The organism is Roseateles sp., from assembly GCF_039595295.1.
In the GTDB taxonomy this organism is placed as follows: domain Bacteria; phylum Pseudomonadota; class Gammaproteobacteria; order Burkholderiales; family Burkholderiaceae_C; genus Roseateles.
On sequence record NZ_JBCNLU010000006.1, the window covers coordinates 142,712 to 159,297 of the forward strand.

General features: G+C 69.4%; 12 protein-coding genes. 8 read left to right on the forward strand and 4 right to left on the reverse strand.

The features are described 5' to 3' along the window. Positions 1-47 precede the first annotated feature (47 nt). Positions 48-1,031, forward strand: a complete 984-nt coding sequence (locus ABDW59_RS06885; protein ID WP_343628825.1) for a quinone oxidoreductase — start codon at positions 48-50, stop codon at positions 1,029-1,031. On the opposite strand, the gene ABDW59_RS06890 is transcribed toward ABDW59_RS06885, so the two are convergent. Then, a complete protein-coding gene (locus tag ABDW59_RS06890; RefSeq protein WP_343628826.1) occupies positions 1,011-2,771 on the reverse strand; it encodes an ATP-binding protein in 1,761 nt (586 codons plus the stop codon). The two genes, ABDW59_RS06885 and ABDW59_RS06890, sit on opposite strands and share 21 nt — an antisense overlap. A 350-nt stretch (positions 2,772-3,121) precedes the next feature. Further along, entirely contained in the window at positions 3,122-3,619 is a 498-nt protein-coding gene (gene lspA / locus ABDW59_RS06895) for a signal peptidase II (protein WP_343628828.1), read from the reverse strand. A gap of 107 nt (positions 3,620-3,726) precedes the next feature. On the opposite strand from lspA, the gene ABDW59_RS06900 reads away from it, so the two are divergent. From ABDW59_RS06900 to ABDW59_RS06930, 7 genes are all read left to right on the forward strand, one after another. Continuing rightward, positions 3,727-5,133 (forward strand): cache domain-containing protein, encoded by a 1,407-nt coding sequence (locus ABDW59_RS06900; RefSeq protein ID WP_343628830.1) that lies wholly within the window; start codon positions 3,727-3,729, stop codon positions 5,131-5,133. Then, entirely contained in the window at positions 5,130-5,804 is a 675-nt protein-coding gene (locus ABDW59_RS06905) for a response regulator transcription factor (RefSeq protein WP_343628832.1), read from the forward strand. Before ABDW59_RS06900 ends, ABDW59_RS06905 begins: the two co-directional genes overlap by 4 nt. Before the next feature lie 98 nt (positions 5,805-5,902). Beyond that, positions 5,903-7,099, forward strand: coding sequence for a hypothetical protein (locus ABDW59_RS06910; protein ID WP_343628833.1), 1,197 nt, complete (start codon positions 5,903-5,905; stop codon positions 7,097-7,099). A 189-nt stretch (positions 7,100-7,288) separates the two neighbouring features. Then, positions 7,289-9,367 carry a carbon starvation CstA family protein gene (locus tag ABDW59_RS06915; protein WP_343628834.1) on the forward strand — a complete coding sequence of 693 codons (2,079 nt, stop codon included), beginning with the start codon at positions 7,289-7,291 and terminating at the stop codon, positions 9,365-9,367. Positions 9,368-9,407: 40 nt separating this feature from the next. Continuing rightward, positions 9,408-9,608 carry a YbdD/YjiX family protein gene (locus tag ABDW59_RS06920; protein WP_273488759.1) on the forward strand — a complete coding sequence of 67 codons (201 nt, stop codon included), beginning with the start codon at positions 9,408-9,410 and terminating at the stop codon, positions 9,606-9,608. Between the two features lie 79 nt (positions 9,609-9,687). After that, positions 9,688-10,506: a TIM barrel protein gene (locus tag ABDW59_RS06925; protein WP_343628836.1), complete on the forward strand. Its 819-nt coding sequence runs from the start codon at positions 9,688-9,690 to the stop codon at positions 10,504-10,506. Positions 10,507-10,624: 118 nt separating this feature from the next. Further along, positions 10,625-12,403, forward strand: a complete 1,779-nt coding sequence (locus ABDW59_RS06930; protein ID WP_343628838.1) for a hypothetical protein — start codon at positions 10,625-10,627, stop codon at positions 12,401-12,403. 75 nt (positions 12,404-12,478) lie between these two features. Here the strand turns inward: ABDW59_RS06930 and ileS are convergent, their stop codons facing one another. Beyond that, complete coding sequence (gene ileS / locus ABDW59_RS06935; protein WP_343628839.1) at positions 12,479-15,322, reverse strand: isoleucine--tRNA ligase; 2,844 nt, start codon at positions 15,320-15,322, stop codon at positions 12,479-12,481. A 122-nt stretch (positions 15,323-15,444) separates the two neighbouring features. After that, a complete protein-coding gene (locus ABDW59_RS06940) occupies positions 15,445-16,512 on the reverse strand; it encodes a bifunctional riboflavin kinase/FAD synthetase (RefSeq protein ID WP_343628840.1) in 1,068 nt (355 codons plus the stop codon). Between the last annotated feature and the right edge of the window lie 74 nt (positions 16,513-16,586).

Sequence of the window (16,586 nt, forward strand, 5' to 3'; positions counted from 1 at the left end):
CGTCCGGACCGACGCGCGAGCGACATCCCCACCCGAGGAGAACCCTGATGAGCGACAGAGCCGTGCGCATCGAGCAACAAGGCGGACCGGAGGTCCTGCGCATCGAGAGCGTCCAGGTCGGCGACCCCGGTCCCGGCGAGATCCGCATCCGCCACCACGCCTGCGGTCTCAACTACATCGACATCTATCACCGCAGCGGCGTCTATCCGCTGACGCTGCCCACCGGCCTGGGCATGGAGGGCGCCGGCATCGTCGAGGCGGTGGGCGAGGACGTCACGCATCTGCGCGTCGGCGACCGCGCCGCCTATGCGAGCAACCCGATCGGCGCCTACGCCAGCGCGCGCGTGATGCCCGCACGCTGCGTCGTGAAGCTGCCGGACTTCCTGAGCTTCGAGCAGGGCGCCGCGATGATGCTCAAGGGCATGACGGTGCAGTACCTGCTGCGCCGCACGCTGCCGCAAGCCGGGCTGCAGCCGGGCGATCACGTGCTCTTTCATGCGGCCGCCGGCGGCGTGGGCCTGATCGCCTGCCAATGGGCCAAGGCGCTGGGGCTGCAACTGATCGGGACCGCGGGCAGCGACGCCAAGTGCCGGCTGGCGCTGGATCATGGGGCGGCCTTCGCGATCAACTACGCGACCGAGAACGTCGCCGAGCGCGTCCGGGAGATCACCGGCGGGCAGGGCGTGAAAGTGGTCTACGACTCGGTCGGCGCCTCGACCTGGGAGGGCTCGCTGGCCAGCTTGCGGCCCTTCGGGCTGATGGTCAGCTTCGGCAACGCGTCGGGCGTGGTGCCGCCGGTGCCGCTGACGGCGCTCGCGGCCAAGGGCCTCTATCTGACGCGGCCCTCGCTGTTCACGCATCTGAGCTCGCAGGCAGTGACGCAGGAGATCGCGGGCGAGCTGTTCAAGGTCGTGGAGAGCGGCGCGGTCCGCATCGAGGTCGAGAACCGCTACCCCTTCGACGAGGTCCAGCGGGCCCATCGCGAGATGGAAGCCCGCACGACCACCGGCTCAAGCGTGCTGCTGATTTGAGCCCGAGGACGCGGCCAGCGGCGCCGCGTCCAGTTCCGCCGCGACGGTCTCGGCATCGAGCAACGCATCGTTGGCGCTGTCGGTGGCGGTCTCATGGGCCACCGCGGGCGCGGGCGCGAGCTCGGCGACCTGGCGCGGGGGGGCGGGCAGGTCGTCCAGGCCGGCGGGGATGGTGTCGGGCGTGTCGTCGTCATCGTCGAAGCTGCCGGCGGTGGTCTCCTCGACCTCCACGTCCACCGTCTCGGTGCGGACCACCTGGTCCAGCACCACCGGCTGGGACAGCTTGATCTCGAAGCTGAAGCAGGAGCCGGCGCCGTGCTGGCTCTCGACCTGCACTTCGCCGCCCATCAGCTCGACCAGGCGCTTGACGATGGTCAGGCCCAGGCCGGTTCCGCCGTAGCGGCGCGTGATGCTGCCGTCGGCTTGCGTGAAGGGGCTGAAGATCTGGGCGATCTGCTCGCGCGTCATGCCGATGCCGGTGTCGTGCACCGCGATGCGCAGGCGCAGCGGGCCTCCCTGCGCGGCGGGCGGGACCAGCGGGTCCTCGTCGATGCGCTGCAGGTCGACGCGGACCTCGCCCTTCTCGGTGAACTTGAGCGCGTTGCCCACCAGATTCACCAGCACTTGGCGCAGCCGCAGCGCGTCGCCCAGCAGGTGCTGCGGGACGCCGGGCTGCACGCGCGCATGCAGCTGCAGGCCCTTCTCGTGCGCCTGCAGCAGCAGCGGATGCAGCGCCTCGCGCAGGCAGTCGTGCAGATTGAACGGGGCCTGGTCGATGATCACGCGTCCGGCCTCGATCTTCGCGATGTCCAGCAGGTCGTTGATGATGACCATCAGCCCCTTGGCCGAGCTGTGCGCCAGCTCGATGAACTTGCGCTGGCGCTCGTTGAGCTCGGTCTGCAGGACCAGCTCGGTCAGGCCCAGCACGCCGTTCATCGGGGTGCGGATCTCGTGGCTCATGTTGGCCAGGAAAGAGCTCTTGGCCTGACTGGCTGCCTCGGCCGCCTCGCGCGCCGCTTCCAGCTGCGCCTGCGTGGCCTTGAAGTCGCTGATGTCGCGCGCGTTGAGTTGCAGCACGACTTCGCCGCTGACCGGGTCGCGCATCGGGCGCGCGTCGATCGCGTGCCAGCGCCGGCCGTTGGCGGTGTTGATCTCCAGCTCCGCGCCGAAGGTGTGACCGCCGCGCACCTGCGCGACGATGCGGCGCGCCAGGTCGGGGTCCGGGAAGATGGCGCTGAAGTCGGTCGCGCCGATGGTTTTGCGCAGGTTGTTGAAGCACATCGCCGCGGCCGGGTTGCGCATCAGCACCGCGCCGTCGCGCAGCGAGAACACGGCGATCCGCACCGAGGTGTGCTGCAACGCCTCGACGCCGCGCAGCAGGCTCTTGTCGACGCCGCTGACCAGCGAGTCCGCCGCGAACAGCATCACCTGGCGCTTGTCGGGGGTGCGGATGCCGCGGGAGACCAGCATCACGGTGGTCGGCTGGCCGCGCGGGTAGAGCGTCCACTGCTCGCGCACGAGCTTGCCGTGCGCATGATCCGCGGCCGTCACGGCCAGGCGTTCGGCCACCGAGGGGCTCATGTCGCTGAGGTCGCGGGAGAGGAATTCCTCGGCGCTGTCGGCGCGCCAGAAGCTCAGCGCCGCGGCATTGGCCCAGAGGTTGCGCTGACGCTCCTGGTCGTAGACCCACATGGGCACATCGAGCCAGTCATAGTGGGTCAGGCAGGAGAAGTCGAGCATGGGTGGGGCCGGGCCGCGTGGTTACATTCAGTCGCAGCGGATTGTCGCCGCCGGGCGTGTCATGTCCAGGGTGATCGATGCCTATTCCGTCACGCCCGTCGGCGACGCGTCGTGCGTCGCCGCGGGGGCTGTGCGAAGGGCACGATCGGGCCTTCAAGGCTAAGCAGCGCGGGGCGTGCGCGCTAGCCTCGTTTGTCCGGGGGAACCCGTGCTTGAGCGGGCGGAAGACCCTCTCCCCAGCCCTCTCCCGCAAGCGGGAGAGGGGGTTGTCGGACCAGCCCTGTCCCGCAAGCGGGAGAGGGGGCGTGGGGAGCGCCGCGCCGTGCAGGCGTGGGCCTGCGCGTGGCGTCTCAGCCGCGCTTGACGCGGCGCAGCTCGTCCACGATCAGCAGCACGGCGCCGACGGTGATGGCGCTGTCGGCGATGTTGAAGGACGGGTAGTACCAGCCGGCCCAGTGCAGCTGGATGAAGTCCACCACGTAGCCGTGCAGCAGGCGGTCCACCACGTTGCCCACCGCGCCGCCCAGGATCAGGCTGAGCGCGGTCGCGAACTGGGTTTGATGGCCGTGACGGCGCAGCAGCCACAGGATGAAGATCGTGGCCGCGGCGCCCAGCGCCACGAAGAACCAGCGCTGCCAGCCCGAGGCCCCGGCCAGGAAGCTGAACGCGGCCCCGGTGTTGTGCACCCGGACCAGGTTGAAGAAGGGGAAGACGTAGCGGCTGTCGCCGTACTGGAACTCGTGCAGGACCAGCACCTTGGTGAACTGGTCCAGCACCACGACCAGCAGCGCGATGGCCAGCCACAGGATCAGGCGGTTGTTGGACGAGGCGGAGGACTTGGAGGCCATGAGGATGGGGGCTGCTGCGGACGCCGCGCAAGGCGCGAAACCCGCAACTGTAGCGCCGCCGGCGAGGGAATCCGGGCGCGGGGCGGTGCGGCTACAGTGCGGGCCAGATGAGACTGCGCCTGAAGATCCTGTTGCTGGCGATCCTGCCCCTGGTCGCGTCGCTGCTGCTGATCGCGGTGGCGGTGCGGCAGCAGGAGCGCGCGCTGCTGGAGCGCGAGCACGAGGCCGTGCAGCGCGCCTACATGGACGCGCGCCGCGACGAGCTGCGCCATTACGTCGAGCTGGCCGTCAGCACCCTGCAGCCGCTGTACGAGCGCTCGAACGGCGGCCCGCCCGCGGACGTGGAACGCGACAAGCGCGAGGCGCTGCGGCTGCTGTCCTCGCTGGATTACGGCGAGGACGGCTATTTCTTCGTCTACGACCTGCAGGGCAAGGTGCTGATGCATTCGCGCCAGCCGGAACTGCTGGGCCGCGATCTCTGGGACCTGCGCGACCCGCAGGGCCGTCCCACCATCCAGCAACTGATCGGGCAGGCCAAGGCCGGCGGCGGCTATGTGGACTACCTGTGGCGCAAGCCTTCCAGCGGCGTGATCGCGCCCAAGCTGGGTTACGTCGTGGCGATGGAGCGCTGGGACTGGATGCTGGGCACGGGCCTGTACCTGGACGGCATCCGGGCCACGCTGGAGCAGCTCGACCGCGAGGCGCAAGCCAACATCGCGCGGACGATGTGGTGGATCGCCGCGATCGCGGTCTTCGGCGTCGCGCTGATCAGCCTGTGCGCGGTGGCGCTCAACCTGTCGGAGCACCGGCAGGCCGAGGGCAAGCTGCGGGCGCTGGCGCACCAGGTGGTGCGCTCGCAGGAAGAGGAACGCGCCCACCTGTCGCGCGACCTGCATGACGGGGTCAGCCAGACACTGGTCTCGACCAAGCTGCTGATGGAATCGGCGCAGCAGGCCGGCACGACGGCGCTGCTGCCGCGCGCGCTGGAGCGGCTCAACGACAGCCTCACCGAGGTGCGGCGGCTCTCGCACCGGCTGCGTCCGGCGCTGCTGGACACGCTGGGCCTGCCCGCCGCGCTGGAGCACCTGGCGCGCGAGTTCGACGAGGCCGGCACGGTGCCCGTCGCGATGCGCGTGGTCGGCGCGCCGCGCGAGCTGCCGGAGCTGCTCAACACGGTGCTGTTCCGCGTCGCCCAGGAGGCGCTGACCAATGTCGCCAAGCATGCGGGCGCGGCGCGGGTGGCGATGTCGCTGGAGTTCGAGCCCGGCGACGCGCGCGGCGAACCCGGCGGCGTGCTGCTGCGGGTGCTGGACGACGGCGCGGGCTTCGACGCGGCGGCCGCCGAGGGCGCCGATCCGCATCAGGGCATCGGTCTGCGCAACATGCGCGAGCGCATGGCCTCGGTGGGCGGCGCGCTGGACGTGCAGGCGAGCCCGGGGCACGGGACGCAAATCGAGGCGACGGTGCCGGCCGCCGCCATCCGGCGCATGGCGCGCGACAATCCGGCCCCATGAGCTCCGACAGTTCCTCTCCTGCCGCGCCGGCCGACGCGCGGCCCGTGCGCATCCTGCTGGTCGACGACCATCCGCTGGTGCGCGAGGGACTGCGCTCGCGCCTGCAAGGCGAGGCGCGGTATCTGGTCGTCGGCGAGGCCGGCGGTGCCGAGGAGGCGATGGTGATGCTGGTGTCCGCGCAGCCGCAGGTGGTGCTGCTGGACGTCGGGCTGCGGGGGCACAACGGCATCCAGCTGGCGCAGGTCATGCTGGAGCGGGTGCCCGACCTGCGCGTGCTGATGTACAGCATGTACGACAACCCCGAGTACGTGCAGCGCGCGCTGCAGGCGGGGGCGCGGGGCTACGTGCTCAAGGATGCGCCGGCGGGCGAGATCGTCGCCGCCATCGATGCCGTCGCGGCGGGCGGGACCTTCCTCAGCCCCGGCGTGTCCAAGCGCATGTTCCGCAGCCAGCAGCCGCGGCCCATCCTCTCGCCGCGCGAAAGCGAAATCCTCAGCGCGCTGGGCCGCGGCGAGTCCAGCAAACAGATCGCCAAGGCGCTGGACCTGTCGGTGCGGACGGTGGAGACGCATCGGCAGAACATCAAGCGCAAGCTGGAACTCGAGGGGCAGGCGGAGCTGATCCGCTACGCGGTCGAGCACGCGCGCGGGTTGCATCGCGAAGACGTCTGAGGAGCGAGGCACCTCCCATCGGAAATGCCGGGGCAGCGACGCCGAAACACGGGCCGATGCGGGGGCACACAGCGCACCTCGCCACTTTGATCGTCGCCATGCAGTCGCTCCAGTCCGTCGTCCCGCCGTTGCCCGATGTGGGGGTGTCCGTGTCGGCGATCGACGGCGCGGCCGCCGTCGGCGGGCGTGAATTGTCGGACCGGGCCCAGTTCTGGCTGAAACAGATCGCCGAACCGGAGTCGTGGGTGACCGCCTGGGAGGACGCGCGCCAGGCCGCGTTCTTGCAGGCGATCGTGGGGGTGATCGTCGAGATGGGGCTGTTTCCGGCGGGATACGCCCCCCGGGTCGACTGGGTCCAACTGGATCACGAGGGCTCGCGGGTCTGGACGGCCGCAACGCCCAACAGCGCCATGGCTTCCGCTGCTCGGCCCGAATCGGGGTCGGCCCTGGCCGCGCGTGCTGCCGGCGTTGCGGACCCGGCGCTCTCCGGGGAGGAGGCCGCGCCGACGGGGCCGCACGCCCGACCGTGGATCTGCGGCTTCGTGCTCTACGACGATCGCATCAGACTGGGGCGGGGCGAGGTCCGGCGGGAAGGTCTGGAGTCCTCGGTCTCGCTGTCTGAAAGCGTGGAGCTCACGCCGAGCAAGGCCTGGGATCTGTTGGCGGCCACAGCGCTGACGTGGCGGGCCCAGCTGTGCGTACGGCCTCAGGCCTGCCTCGCGGACGGTAAGGCCTTGCGGCGGGCAGTGCGGGAGCATCTGAGCGCCCGGCCCGAACTCGCCGATCAACTGGCCGGTCAGTTTCCGCTCAGCATGTGCGTCATGCCGCGACAGGTGTCGTCCAGCAAGCGCTACCAGAATGCCTTGGCCGGTTACCTGCGCTACTCGAAGCCCGAGCCTGCCGCTTGCTATCGAGTCCCGGGTGAAGTGCTGCGGTTGCTGGCCGACCCGGTCACCGGAGATCCGATCCGCAACGGCCTGTCGTCCTGGTACCAAGTCGCCTCCCGTCTGGGAGTGGCACGCACGGCGATGCGCGCGGCGATCCTCGACACGGGGACGCTCACCCTGCACGGCCGTCAATGTCTGGAGCCTGGTCTGGTGCGGCGGCACTTGACGCCGGAACTGCTGCCGACGCTTCGGCAGGAAGTCCGAGGCCTGATGGCTCAGGGCAGGTTCAGCCCGAACCCCCCCGCCAACTCCCAAGTTGTCCGCCACCTGTTCGAGAACGGCTACAGCTTGGCCGAAGCCGTGGAGCACGGCCTGGTCAAGGTGGCACGGCTCAAGGATGTGGCTTAGCGCGACGGCGACGACCCGCCGCGGGACGGGGGTGATTCGGGTTAATCCCTACGTGCTCCCACGCCCACGGGCTAGTCCGTCTGACGGATGTGGATTCCCGCAGGGGAATGGACACTGCCCGTCGCAAAGACAGCAGCCGCGCGCCAGGTCCCGTCGAATCCATCGGTGCGCGTCCATAAGGAGACATCGATGTCGAACTTGAGTCGCCACCTCGCCTGGGCGGGCGTGGCCATCCTCGGGGCGTTCGCCCTGGCCACCGTCGCCTTGGCGAACGGCGAAGCGGTGAGCGCGTTGTGGGTCGTCGTGGCGTCCATCTGCGTCTACCTGATCGGCTACCGCTACTACAGCCTGTTCCTGGCGACGAAGGTGCTGGGCCTGGACCCGACGCGCAAGACGCCGGCCTGGAAGCACAACGACGGTCTGGACTTCGTCCCCACCCACAAGTACGTGCTCTACGGCCACCACTTCGCCGCGATCGCGGGCGCGGGTCCGCTGGTCGGGCCGGTGCTGGCGGCGCAGATGGGCTATCTGCCAGGGCTGCTGTGGATCCTGGCCGGCGTGATCTTCGCCGGCGCGGTGCAGGACTTCATCGTGCTGTTCATCTCCACGCGCCGCGACGGCCGCTCGCTGGGCGACCTGGTCAAGCAGGAGATGGGCACCGTGCCCGGCGTGATCGCGCTGTTCGGCGCTTTCATGATCATGATCATCATCCTGGCGGTGCTGGCGCTGATCGTGGTGAAGGCGCTGGCGGGCTCCCCCTGGGGCACCTTCACCGTGGCGGCGACGATTCCGGTCGCGCTGTTCATGGGCGTGTACCTGCGCTTCATCCGTCCGGGCCGCATCGGCGAGATCTCCGTGATCGGCTTCGTGCTGCTGATGCTGGCCATCGTCGGCGGACAGTGGGTGCATGAGAACCCGGCCTGGGCGCCGCTGTTCACCTACGACGGCAAGGCGCTGACGTGGATGCTGATCGGTTACGGCTTTGTCGCCGCGAGCATCCCGGTGTGGCTGCTGCTGGCGCCGCGCGACTACCTGTCCACCTTCCTCAAGATCGGCACCATCATCGCGCTGGCCGTGGGCATCGTGATCGTGGCCCCGCCGCTGCAGATGCCCTCGTTCACCCAGTTCGCGGCCGGCAACGGCCCGGTGTGGTCGGGCAACCTGTTCCCCTTCCTGTTCATCACCATCGCCTGCGGCGCGGTGTCGGGCTTCCATGCGCTGATCAGCTCGGGCACCACGCCCAAGATGCTGGACAACGAGGTCAACGCCCGCTTCATCGGCTACGGCGGCATGCTGGCCGAATCCTTCGTCGCGGTGATGGCGCTGGTGGCGGCCTCGTGCATCGAGCCGGGCGTCTACTTCGCGATGAACAGTCCGGCGGCGCTGGTGGGATCGACCCCGGAGACGGTGGCGGCGACGCTGTCGACCTGGGGCTTCGTGATCACCCCCGAAATGCTGGTGCAGACCGCCAAGGATGTCGGCGAGAACACCATCCTGGCGCGTGCCGGTGGCGCGCCGACGCTGGCGGTGGGCATGGCCCACATCCTGCACCAGGTGGTCGGCGGCAAGGCCATGATGGCCTTCTGGTACCACTTCGCGATCCTGTTCGAGGCGCTGTTCATCCTGACCGCCGTCGATGCGGGCACCCGCGCCGGCCGCTTCATGCTGCAGGACCTGCTGGGCACCTTCGTTCCGGCCCTGAAGCGCACCGAGTCGCTGCCCGCCAACCTGATCGCCACCGGCCTGTGCGTGGCCGCGTGGGGCTACTTCCTGTACCAGGGTGTGGTGGATCCGCTGGGCGGCATCAACACGCTGTGGCCGCTGTTCGGCATCGCCAACCAGATGCTGGCCGCGGTGGCCCTGCTGCTGGGAACGGTCGTGCTGTTCAAGATGAAGAAGGACCGCTACGCCTGGACGACCATCCTGCCGGCGGCCTGGCTGCTGATCTGCACGATGACGGCGGGCTGGCAGAAGATCTTCAGCGCCGATCCGAAGGTGGGCTTCCTGGCGCATGCCTCGAAGTACGCCGACGCGCTGGCGCAGGGCAAGGTCCTGGCCCCGGCCAAGAGCCTGGAGGCGATGGAGCGCGTGATCTTCAACGACCGTCTGGACGCGGCCCTGTGCGGCCTGTTCATGTTCGTCGTGGTGAGCGTGCTGGTCTACAGCGTGAAGGCGGTGCTGAAGGCGCGCGCCGAGCGCAAGCCCACGGTCACCGAAACGCCGTTCGAGCGCATGCCCGAAGGCGCGACGGTGGGCGGCCATGCTTAAGCAAGCCGCCGAGGCTGCGGCACAGGCGGCGCAAGCCGCCTTGTCGACCGCGTCCGAAGTCCTGCAAGCGGGCCGCTACATGGCCCGCGGCGTGCGTCAGCAGCTGATCGGCGCGGACTACGGCGCCTACCTCGCGCACATGGCCCGCACGCATCCGGACCAGGAGCCTCTGAGCTACGAGGCATTCTTCCGCGAGCGGCAGGAGGCGCGCTACAGCTCCCGTACCGGGCGCTGCTGCTGAGAGCCGAGTAGACGCCTCAGACCGTGATGACGGCGAGGACGGTGACCGGGTGTCGCGGCTCGGTGTGACACTACGGCGCATGCTTCGATTCGCCGCCAACCTCAGCTTCCTGTACCAGGAGCTTCCCTTCCTTGCCCGCATCGATGCCGCGAAGGCTGATGGCTTCGAGGGTGTGGAGTGCCTGTTTCCCTACGACCTCCCGGTCGCCGAGTTCCGTGATCGGGTTGAGGATCAGGGCTTGCGCGTGGCCCTGATCAATGCGCCGCCGGGGGATTGGGCGGCGGGCGAGCGCGGGCTGGCCTCACTCGAGGGGAGAGAGCCTGAATTCCGCGATTCGATTGAGCGCGCGCTGGCCTATGCGAGCGCGCTGGGCGCGGAGCGGGTGCATGTGATGGCGGGGCTGCTGCCGGCGGGCGCCGACCGCGAGGCTGCGATCGCGCGCTATGGGCGGCGTCTGCGCTGGGCGGCGGAGCAGGGCGCGCAAGCGGGTGTCGAGCTCACGATCGAGCCCATCAATCCCTTCGACATGCCGGATTACCTGCTGAAGCGGCAGGACGAGGCGCACGCCATCGTCGAGCGCATCGGCGCGCCGAATCTCAAGGTGCAACTGGACCTGTACCACTGCGAGCGCGTGGAGGGTGATGCCGTCGCCCAGGTGCGGCGATGGCTGCCGACAGGGCGCGTCGGACATTTCCAGATTGCCGGCGTGCCGGACCGGCAGGAGCCGGACCAGGGGGCGCTGGATTGGCGCGGGGCGCTGGCGGCGATCGACGAGATCTCGACAGCGACCGGATGGGAGGGTTGGGTCGGCTGCGAGTACCGTCCCCGGCGCGGGAGCGTCGAGCGGGGAACTTCGCACGGATTGGCATGGTTGCGTGCGTTGGCTAGCAAGAACTGATTAGCAAGCCCACCCGATGAGGCAGGTCGCCCTGCCATCGCCCGCATGTTGAGCGATCCCGGTTTGGCGGGCCGCCAAACACGATCGCTGCTTGTCTCCAAGAGCACAGGCAGCGTCGATGAACAACCGGATCAAGCGCGTGGTGATCGCGATCTCCACGGCGGCGACGGCCGCGGGCGCCGCCGCCGTCGGCATCAATGAACAGCGTTTCGAAGCACTGGGCGGACGGATCGAGGATCCTGTGAGTTCCATGGCGACCGTGCAGGCCAGGCTGGCGGCGGAGAGCGAGCGGCCGCGCTTCCAAAGCGTTGGCAAGCTGTCCTTCGCCGGCTCCGATCGCGTCTGCACGGCGACCTGGCTCGGCGACGACGAGGCGCACAGCTTCGTGATGACTGCCGCGCACTGCGTGACCACGGGGTACCGGCGCGGGCCGTGGCTCCGTCACGTGGGCCAAGTCTCGCTAAGCCACGATGCTCTCATGGCGAGGGGGCGCGCCATCGCCTTCATCCCGCCGGCCCACCTCGTGTCGCCGGGTGGCCGGGGCCTGAACGACGCCAGCGACAGCGACACCGACGTCGCCGTCCTGCGACTGCCCAGGCGCGCCACCCCCGTGGGGGCCGCCGCGGAGCCGCCGCTGCTCGACGACGGCGCGGACGATCCGTCGACGGACGCCGACCCGTCACGGACACGCATCGAGTTTGTCGGCTACGGCGCCTGGCACGTGGGGACGCGATCGATCGAGAACTCGGGCCGGCTCTGGGCGAGCACCGAGGGCCGGCCGACCGGCTCGGCGCGTCAACGGATAGGTTTCGACTACGAACCGACCGGTGAGACGCCGCGCTGGTTCTCCTTGACCTCCGGCGACAGCGGCGGCGCCTTCTGGCAGTCGCGGTGGGGCTACTGGCTGGTCGTCGGCACCGCGAGCGCCCGCGACGCGCGCTGGCGCGGCAGCGACGGCCCGCGCACGGCCCCGCTCGTGGACTGGCTCAAAGGGGTGTTCCCCGGCGCGCGGACCTTGAGCGATCGGCTGAGCGTGGGCGTCGGCGCGCCGTTCGTCTCCCGCAATCACGCCGAGGATCTGCAGACAGGCTCGGTAGCCTATCTCGTCCCTGAGCAGGCGAGTGCCAGGGGACCTGCCGCGATCACCTCGACGGGCGCTGCGGGGTACAGCGTTCTCCATGCGATCGTGGAGGACGAACTGACCCGCCACCGCGTCGAGGTGCGATTGCGCGGCCAGCGCGAGAACGGCTGCGGTGGCGTGTCGCGCATGGAGGACGATGCGGGCTGCGGCGGCGGTCGAAGCGCACGGCTGACGGTGTCCTTCCACGCGGAGGATAACCCGGACCTGCCGCGAGGCAGCTACGTCGGCGGGCTGGAGATCGAGGCTGTCGGGACGCGCGACGGGCGCTACCGTCAACGCGTTCCGCTGCGGCTGCGCATCGAGCATCTGCAGCGGGGCGAGGTCACCGTGACCCGCGGGTACGAGTCGCCGGATCTGCTGCCCGGAGCCGCGTCTCGCGACGGCGCGCCGGTGCGTCTCTCGCTCCCTGCCCAGCCGCTGGCTCGCGACGACGGGGCGGCCTTCTCAGTCGGGGGGCGTTTCACCCGCGTGATCGTGACGGTGCGGGATGCGATCCAGCAACAGGACCGGACCTTGGTGCTGCGCGCGTTCCGGCGATCGGCTGTCGCCGGCAATTGCCCAACGACCGCGATTGACGCGATCACCGATTGCAACGGACATCTGCTCGCCGGCGTGAACCTGCGGTTCGTCGAGGAAGACAACCCCGACCTGCGCCCTGGCCTCTATCGGGGACGCGTGTTCCTGGAGGCGCGCGGTGGCCGGCATGGCGCTCGTGGCGAACGGATCGGCGTCCAGGTGAACATCGATACGCTCTGATCGGCGCGCTTCGCGCGAATGAAAAAGGCCGCCGGCCCATCGGGCTCGGCGGCCTTGCCGCGTCTGAGGCGGCGATCAGGCGACCGTGCGCGGCTCGCCTTCGCCGTAGAGGTTGCTCTCGCAGCGGCCGCAGATCGTCGGATGCGCGGGGTTCACGCCGACGTCGGCGCGGTAGTGCCAGCAGCGCTCGCACTTCTGCTGCTCGGACGGCGTCACCGTCACGCTCAGCTCCTGCGCCAGGGCGACCGAGGCCGCCGAGGTGATCAGCACGAACTTCAGGTCCTCGCCCAGGCTGCTCAGCAGCGCCAAGTCTTCCGAGTTCACGCCCAGCGCCACTTCCGCCTGCAGCGACGAGCCGATCGCGCCGGTCTTGCGCACATCCTCGATCGCCTTGTTCACCGCATCGCGGATCTCGTGGATGCGGTTCCACTTGGCGATCATGCCGTCGTCATGGGCGACGCCGAAGGACCAGTAGGTCTCGGTGAAGATGGTCTCGCCGACCTGCTTGCCGGCGAAGACCTTCCAAGCCTCTTCCGCGGTGAAGCTCAGGAACGGGGCCATCCAACGCAGCATCGCGTGCGTGATGTGCCACAGCGCCGTCTGCGCCGAGCGGCGCGCCAGCGACTTCGGCGCCGTCGTGTAGAGCCGGTCCTTCAGCACGTCCAGGTAGAACGCGCCCAGGTCCTCCGAGCAGTACACCTGCAGCTTGGCCACCACCGGGTGGAATTCGTAGCGCTGGTAATGCGCCAGGATCTCCTGCTGGAACTGCGCGGCGCGGGCCAGCGCATAGCGGTCGGCTTCCAGCAGCTGGTCCAGCGGCACCGCATCGGTCGCGGCGTCGAAGTCCGAGGTGTTGGCCAGCAGGAAGCGCAGGGTGTTGCGGATGCGGCGGTAGCCGTCCACGACGCGGTCCAGGATCTTCTTGTCGCCGGCGATGTCGCCCGAGTAATCGGACGCCGCCACCCACAGCCGGATGATCTCGGCGCCCAACGACTTGCTGGTCTCTTGCGGATCGACGCCGTTGCCCAGCGACTTGCTCATCTTGCGGCCCTGGCTGTCCACGGTGAAGCCGTGGGTCAGCAGCCCGCGATACGGGGCGCGGCCGTTGATCGCGCAGGAGATCAGCAGCGAGGAGTGGAACCAGCCGCGATGCTGGTCATGGCCCTCGAGATAGAGATCGGCCTCCGGGCCGGTCTCGTGCGCCGCGCCCGCGTGCGAGCCCTTGAGCACGTGCTGGAAGGTCGAGCCCGAGTCGAACCACACGTCCAGGATGTCCTGGCCCTTGGAATACTGTTCGGCCTCGGCGCCCAGCCACTCGGCCGGATCCAGCTTGGACCAGGCCTCGACGCCGCCGGCCTCGACCAGTTGCGCGGCGCGCTCGATGAACTCCAGCGTCTTCGGATGCGGCTGGCCGCTGTCCTTGTGCAGGAAGATGGGGAGCGGCACGCCCCAGCTGCGCTGACGCGAGATGCACCAGTCGGGACGGCCGGCGATCATGTCGTGCAGACGCGCGCGGCCGTTCTCGGGATAGAAGCTGGTCTGCTCGATGGCGTCCAGCGCCAGCTGGCGCAGCGTTTTCTCGGCCTTGTCGACGGTGAACACGCCGTCGCCCTCGTCCATGCGCACAAACCACTGGGCGGCCGCGCGGTAGATCACCGGGCTCTTGTGGCGCCAGCAGTGCGGATAGCTGTGGCTGATCTTGCTTTGGGCCATCAGGCGGCCGGCATCCTGCAGCGCCTGCGCGATGACCGGATTGGCCTTCCAGATGTGCTGGCCGCCGAACAAGGGGAGCTCGGCTTCATAGACGCCGTTGCCCTGCACCGGATTCAGGATGTCCTTGAACGCCAACCCATGCGCCATGCAGGAGTTGAAATCGTCCACGCCGTATGCCGGGGCCGAGTGGACCACGCCGGTGCCGTCGTCGGCGGTGGCGTAGTCGGCCAGGTACACCGGGCTCTCGCGGTCATAGCCCGGGTGCACGTGGGCCAGCGGGTGCTTGAACTTGAGCAGCTCGAGCGACTTGCCCGGCGTGACGGCGATCTGCTTGCCCTCGATGCCCCAGCGGGCCAGGCACTTCTCGACCAGCGCCTCGGCCACGACGAAGTAGCCGCGCTCGGTGTCGACCAGCGCGTACGGGAGCTCCGGGTTCAGGTTGAGCGCCTGGTTGGCCGGGATGGTCCACGGCGTCGTGGTCCAGATGACGGTGAAGGCGTCCTTGTCGAGCTTGTGCAGGCCGAAAGCCGCGGCCAGTTTCTCGGGCTCGGCGCTCAGGAAGGCGACGTCGACGGCGGGCGAGTGCTTGTCGGCGTACTCGATCTCGAACTCGGCCAGCGAGGAGCCGCAGTCGAAGCACCAGTACACGGGCTTCAGGCCGCGATAGACGAAGCCGCGCTCGAACAGGCGCTTGAGGACGCGGATCTCGCCGGCCTCGTTCTTGAAGTCCATCGTGCGGTAGGGGCGGTCCCAGTCGCCCAGCACGCCCAGGCGCTTGAAGTCGGCGCGCTGCTGGTCGATCTGCTCGCCGGCGTACTTGCGGCTCTTGGCCTGCACCTCGTCGCGCGGCAGGCCGCGGCCAAAGGTCTTCTCGATCTGGTTCTCGATGGGCAGGCCGTGGCAGTCCCAGCCCGGGATGTAGGCGGCGTCGAAGCCCTCGAGCTGACGCGCCTTGACGATCATGTCCTTGAGGATCTTGTTGACCGCGTGACCCATGTGGATCTGGCCGTTGGCGTACGGGGGGCCGTCGTGCAGCACGAACTTGGGCTTGCCACAGCGCGAATCCCGCAGGCGCTGATAGATGCCCTGGTCTTCCCATTCCTTGACCCAGCCCGGCTCGCGCTTGGGCAGGTCGCCGCGCATCGGGAACGAGGTGTCGGGCAGGTTGAGCGTCGAGCGGTAGTCGGGCTTGGACGAGTCGGTCATGGCTGGAGCAATCGAAGAGGGCGACCCCGCGGAGCGTGGGGGGAGGCCGGAGACAGGAAGAAGGGCGCTGGGGCGGGCAATCGCCGAGCGCCGGCTGAACGCGGAGGGGGGCGGTCAGCCCTTCAAATTCGGTCGCGGGTGGTTTGCCTGCGGACGGCGGCGTGGGTCGCCGCCTGTTGCGCGAAGAACTCGCGCGCCTGACGGACGTCCTCTCGGATCGCGGCCGTCAACGAATCAAGCCCGTCGAAACGGGCTTCATCGCGCAGTTTTTGGAGGAGTTCCACCCGCACGAGTTTACCGTAGGCCTCGCCCGGCCCCAGCCGGTCGACCAGCGCGGCCGGCCAGTCCAGCGCATGGACCTCGAGCAGCACGCGGCCGGCGTCCTCCACCGTCGGGCGCACGCCCAGCGAGGCCACCCCGTCCAGCACCAGGCCGCCGTCCTCGCGGTCCTTGCCGTCCAGGCCGTGCACCCGCACCGCGAAGATGCCGTGCGCGGCGGGCTTGTCGTGATCGAAACGCAGATTGAGCGTGCGGAAGCCGTCGGCCGCGCCGGGCGCGGACTCGGCCAATTGGCGGCCCAGCTTCTGGCCGTGGATGACGTGACCGGAGATCGAATAGGGGCGGCCCAGCAACCGCGCCGCGCCGTCCATGTCGCCGGCGGCCAGCGCCTCGCGCACCGCCGAGCTGGATACCCGCAGCCCGTGGACTTCGTAGCTCATCATTCGCGCCACGTCGAAGCCCTGGCGCTGCCCGGCCGCGTCCAGCGTCGCGTAGTCGCCCTGGCGCTTGGCGCCGAAGCGGAAGTCGTCACCGACCAGCACGTACTTCGTGCCCAGGCCGTCGATCAGCACCCGCTGGATGAAGTCCTGCGCCGGCAGCGAGGCCAGCGCCTCGTCGAAGCGCAGCACCACGACCTGGTCGATGCCGCAGCGCTCCAGTTCCTGCAGCTTGTCGCGCAGCGTGGCGATGCGGGCGGGGGCCAGCTCCGGCTTGTTCATCTTGTGCGCGAAGAAGTCGCGCGGATGCGGCTCGAAGGTCAGCACGCAAGTCGGCAAGCCGCGATGGCGGGCCTCGGAGAGCAGCAGCGCCAGCATGGCCTGATGGCCGCGATGGACGCCGTCGAAGTTGCCGATCGTCAGCGCGCATTGCGCTGCGATGCCGGGGTGGTGGAAGCCGCGGAAAACCTGCATGGGCGAGGATTATCTGCCGGCCGGGCAGGGCGGCGCAGAGGTCAGGACTCTAGAGGGCGCAGCAGCGAGCGAGG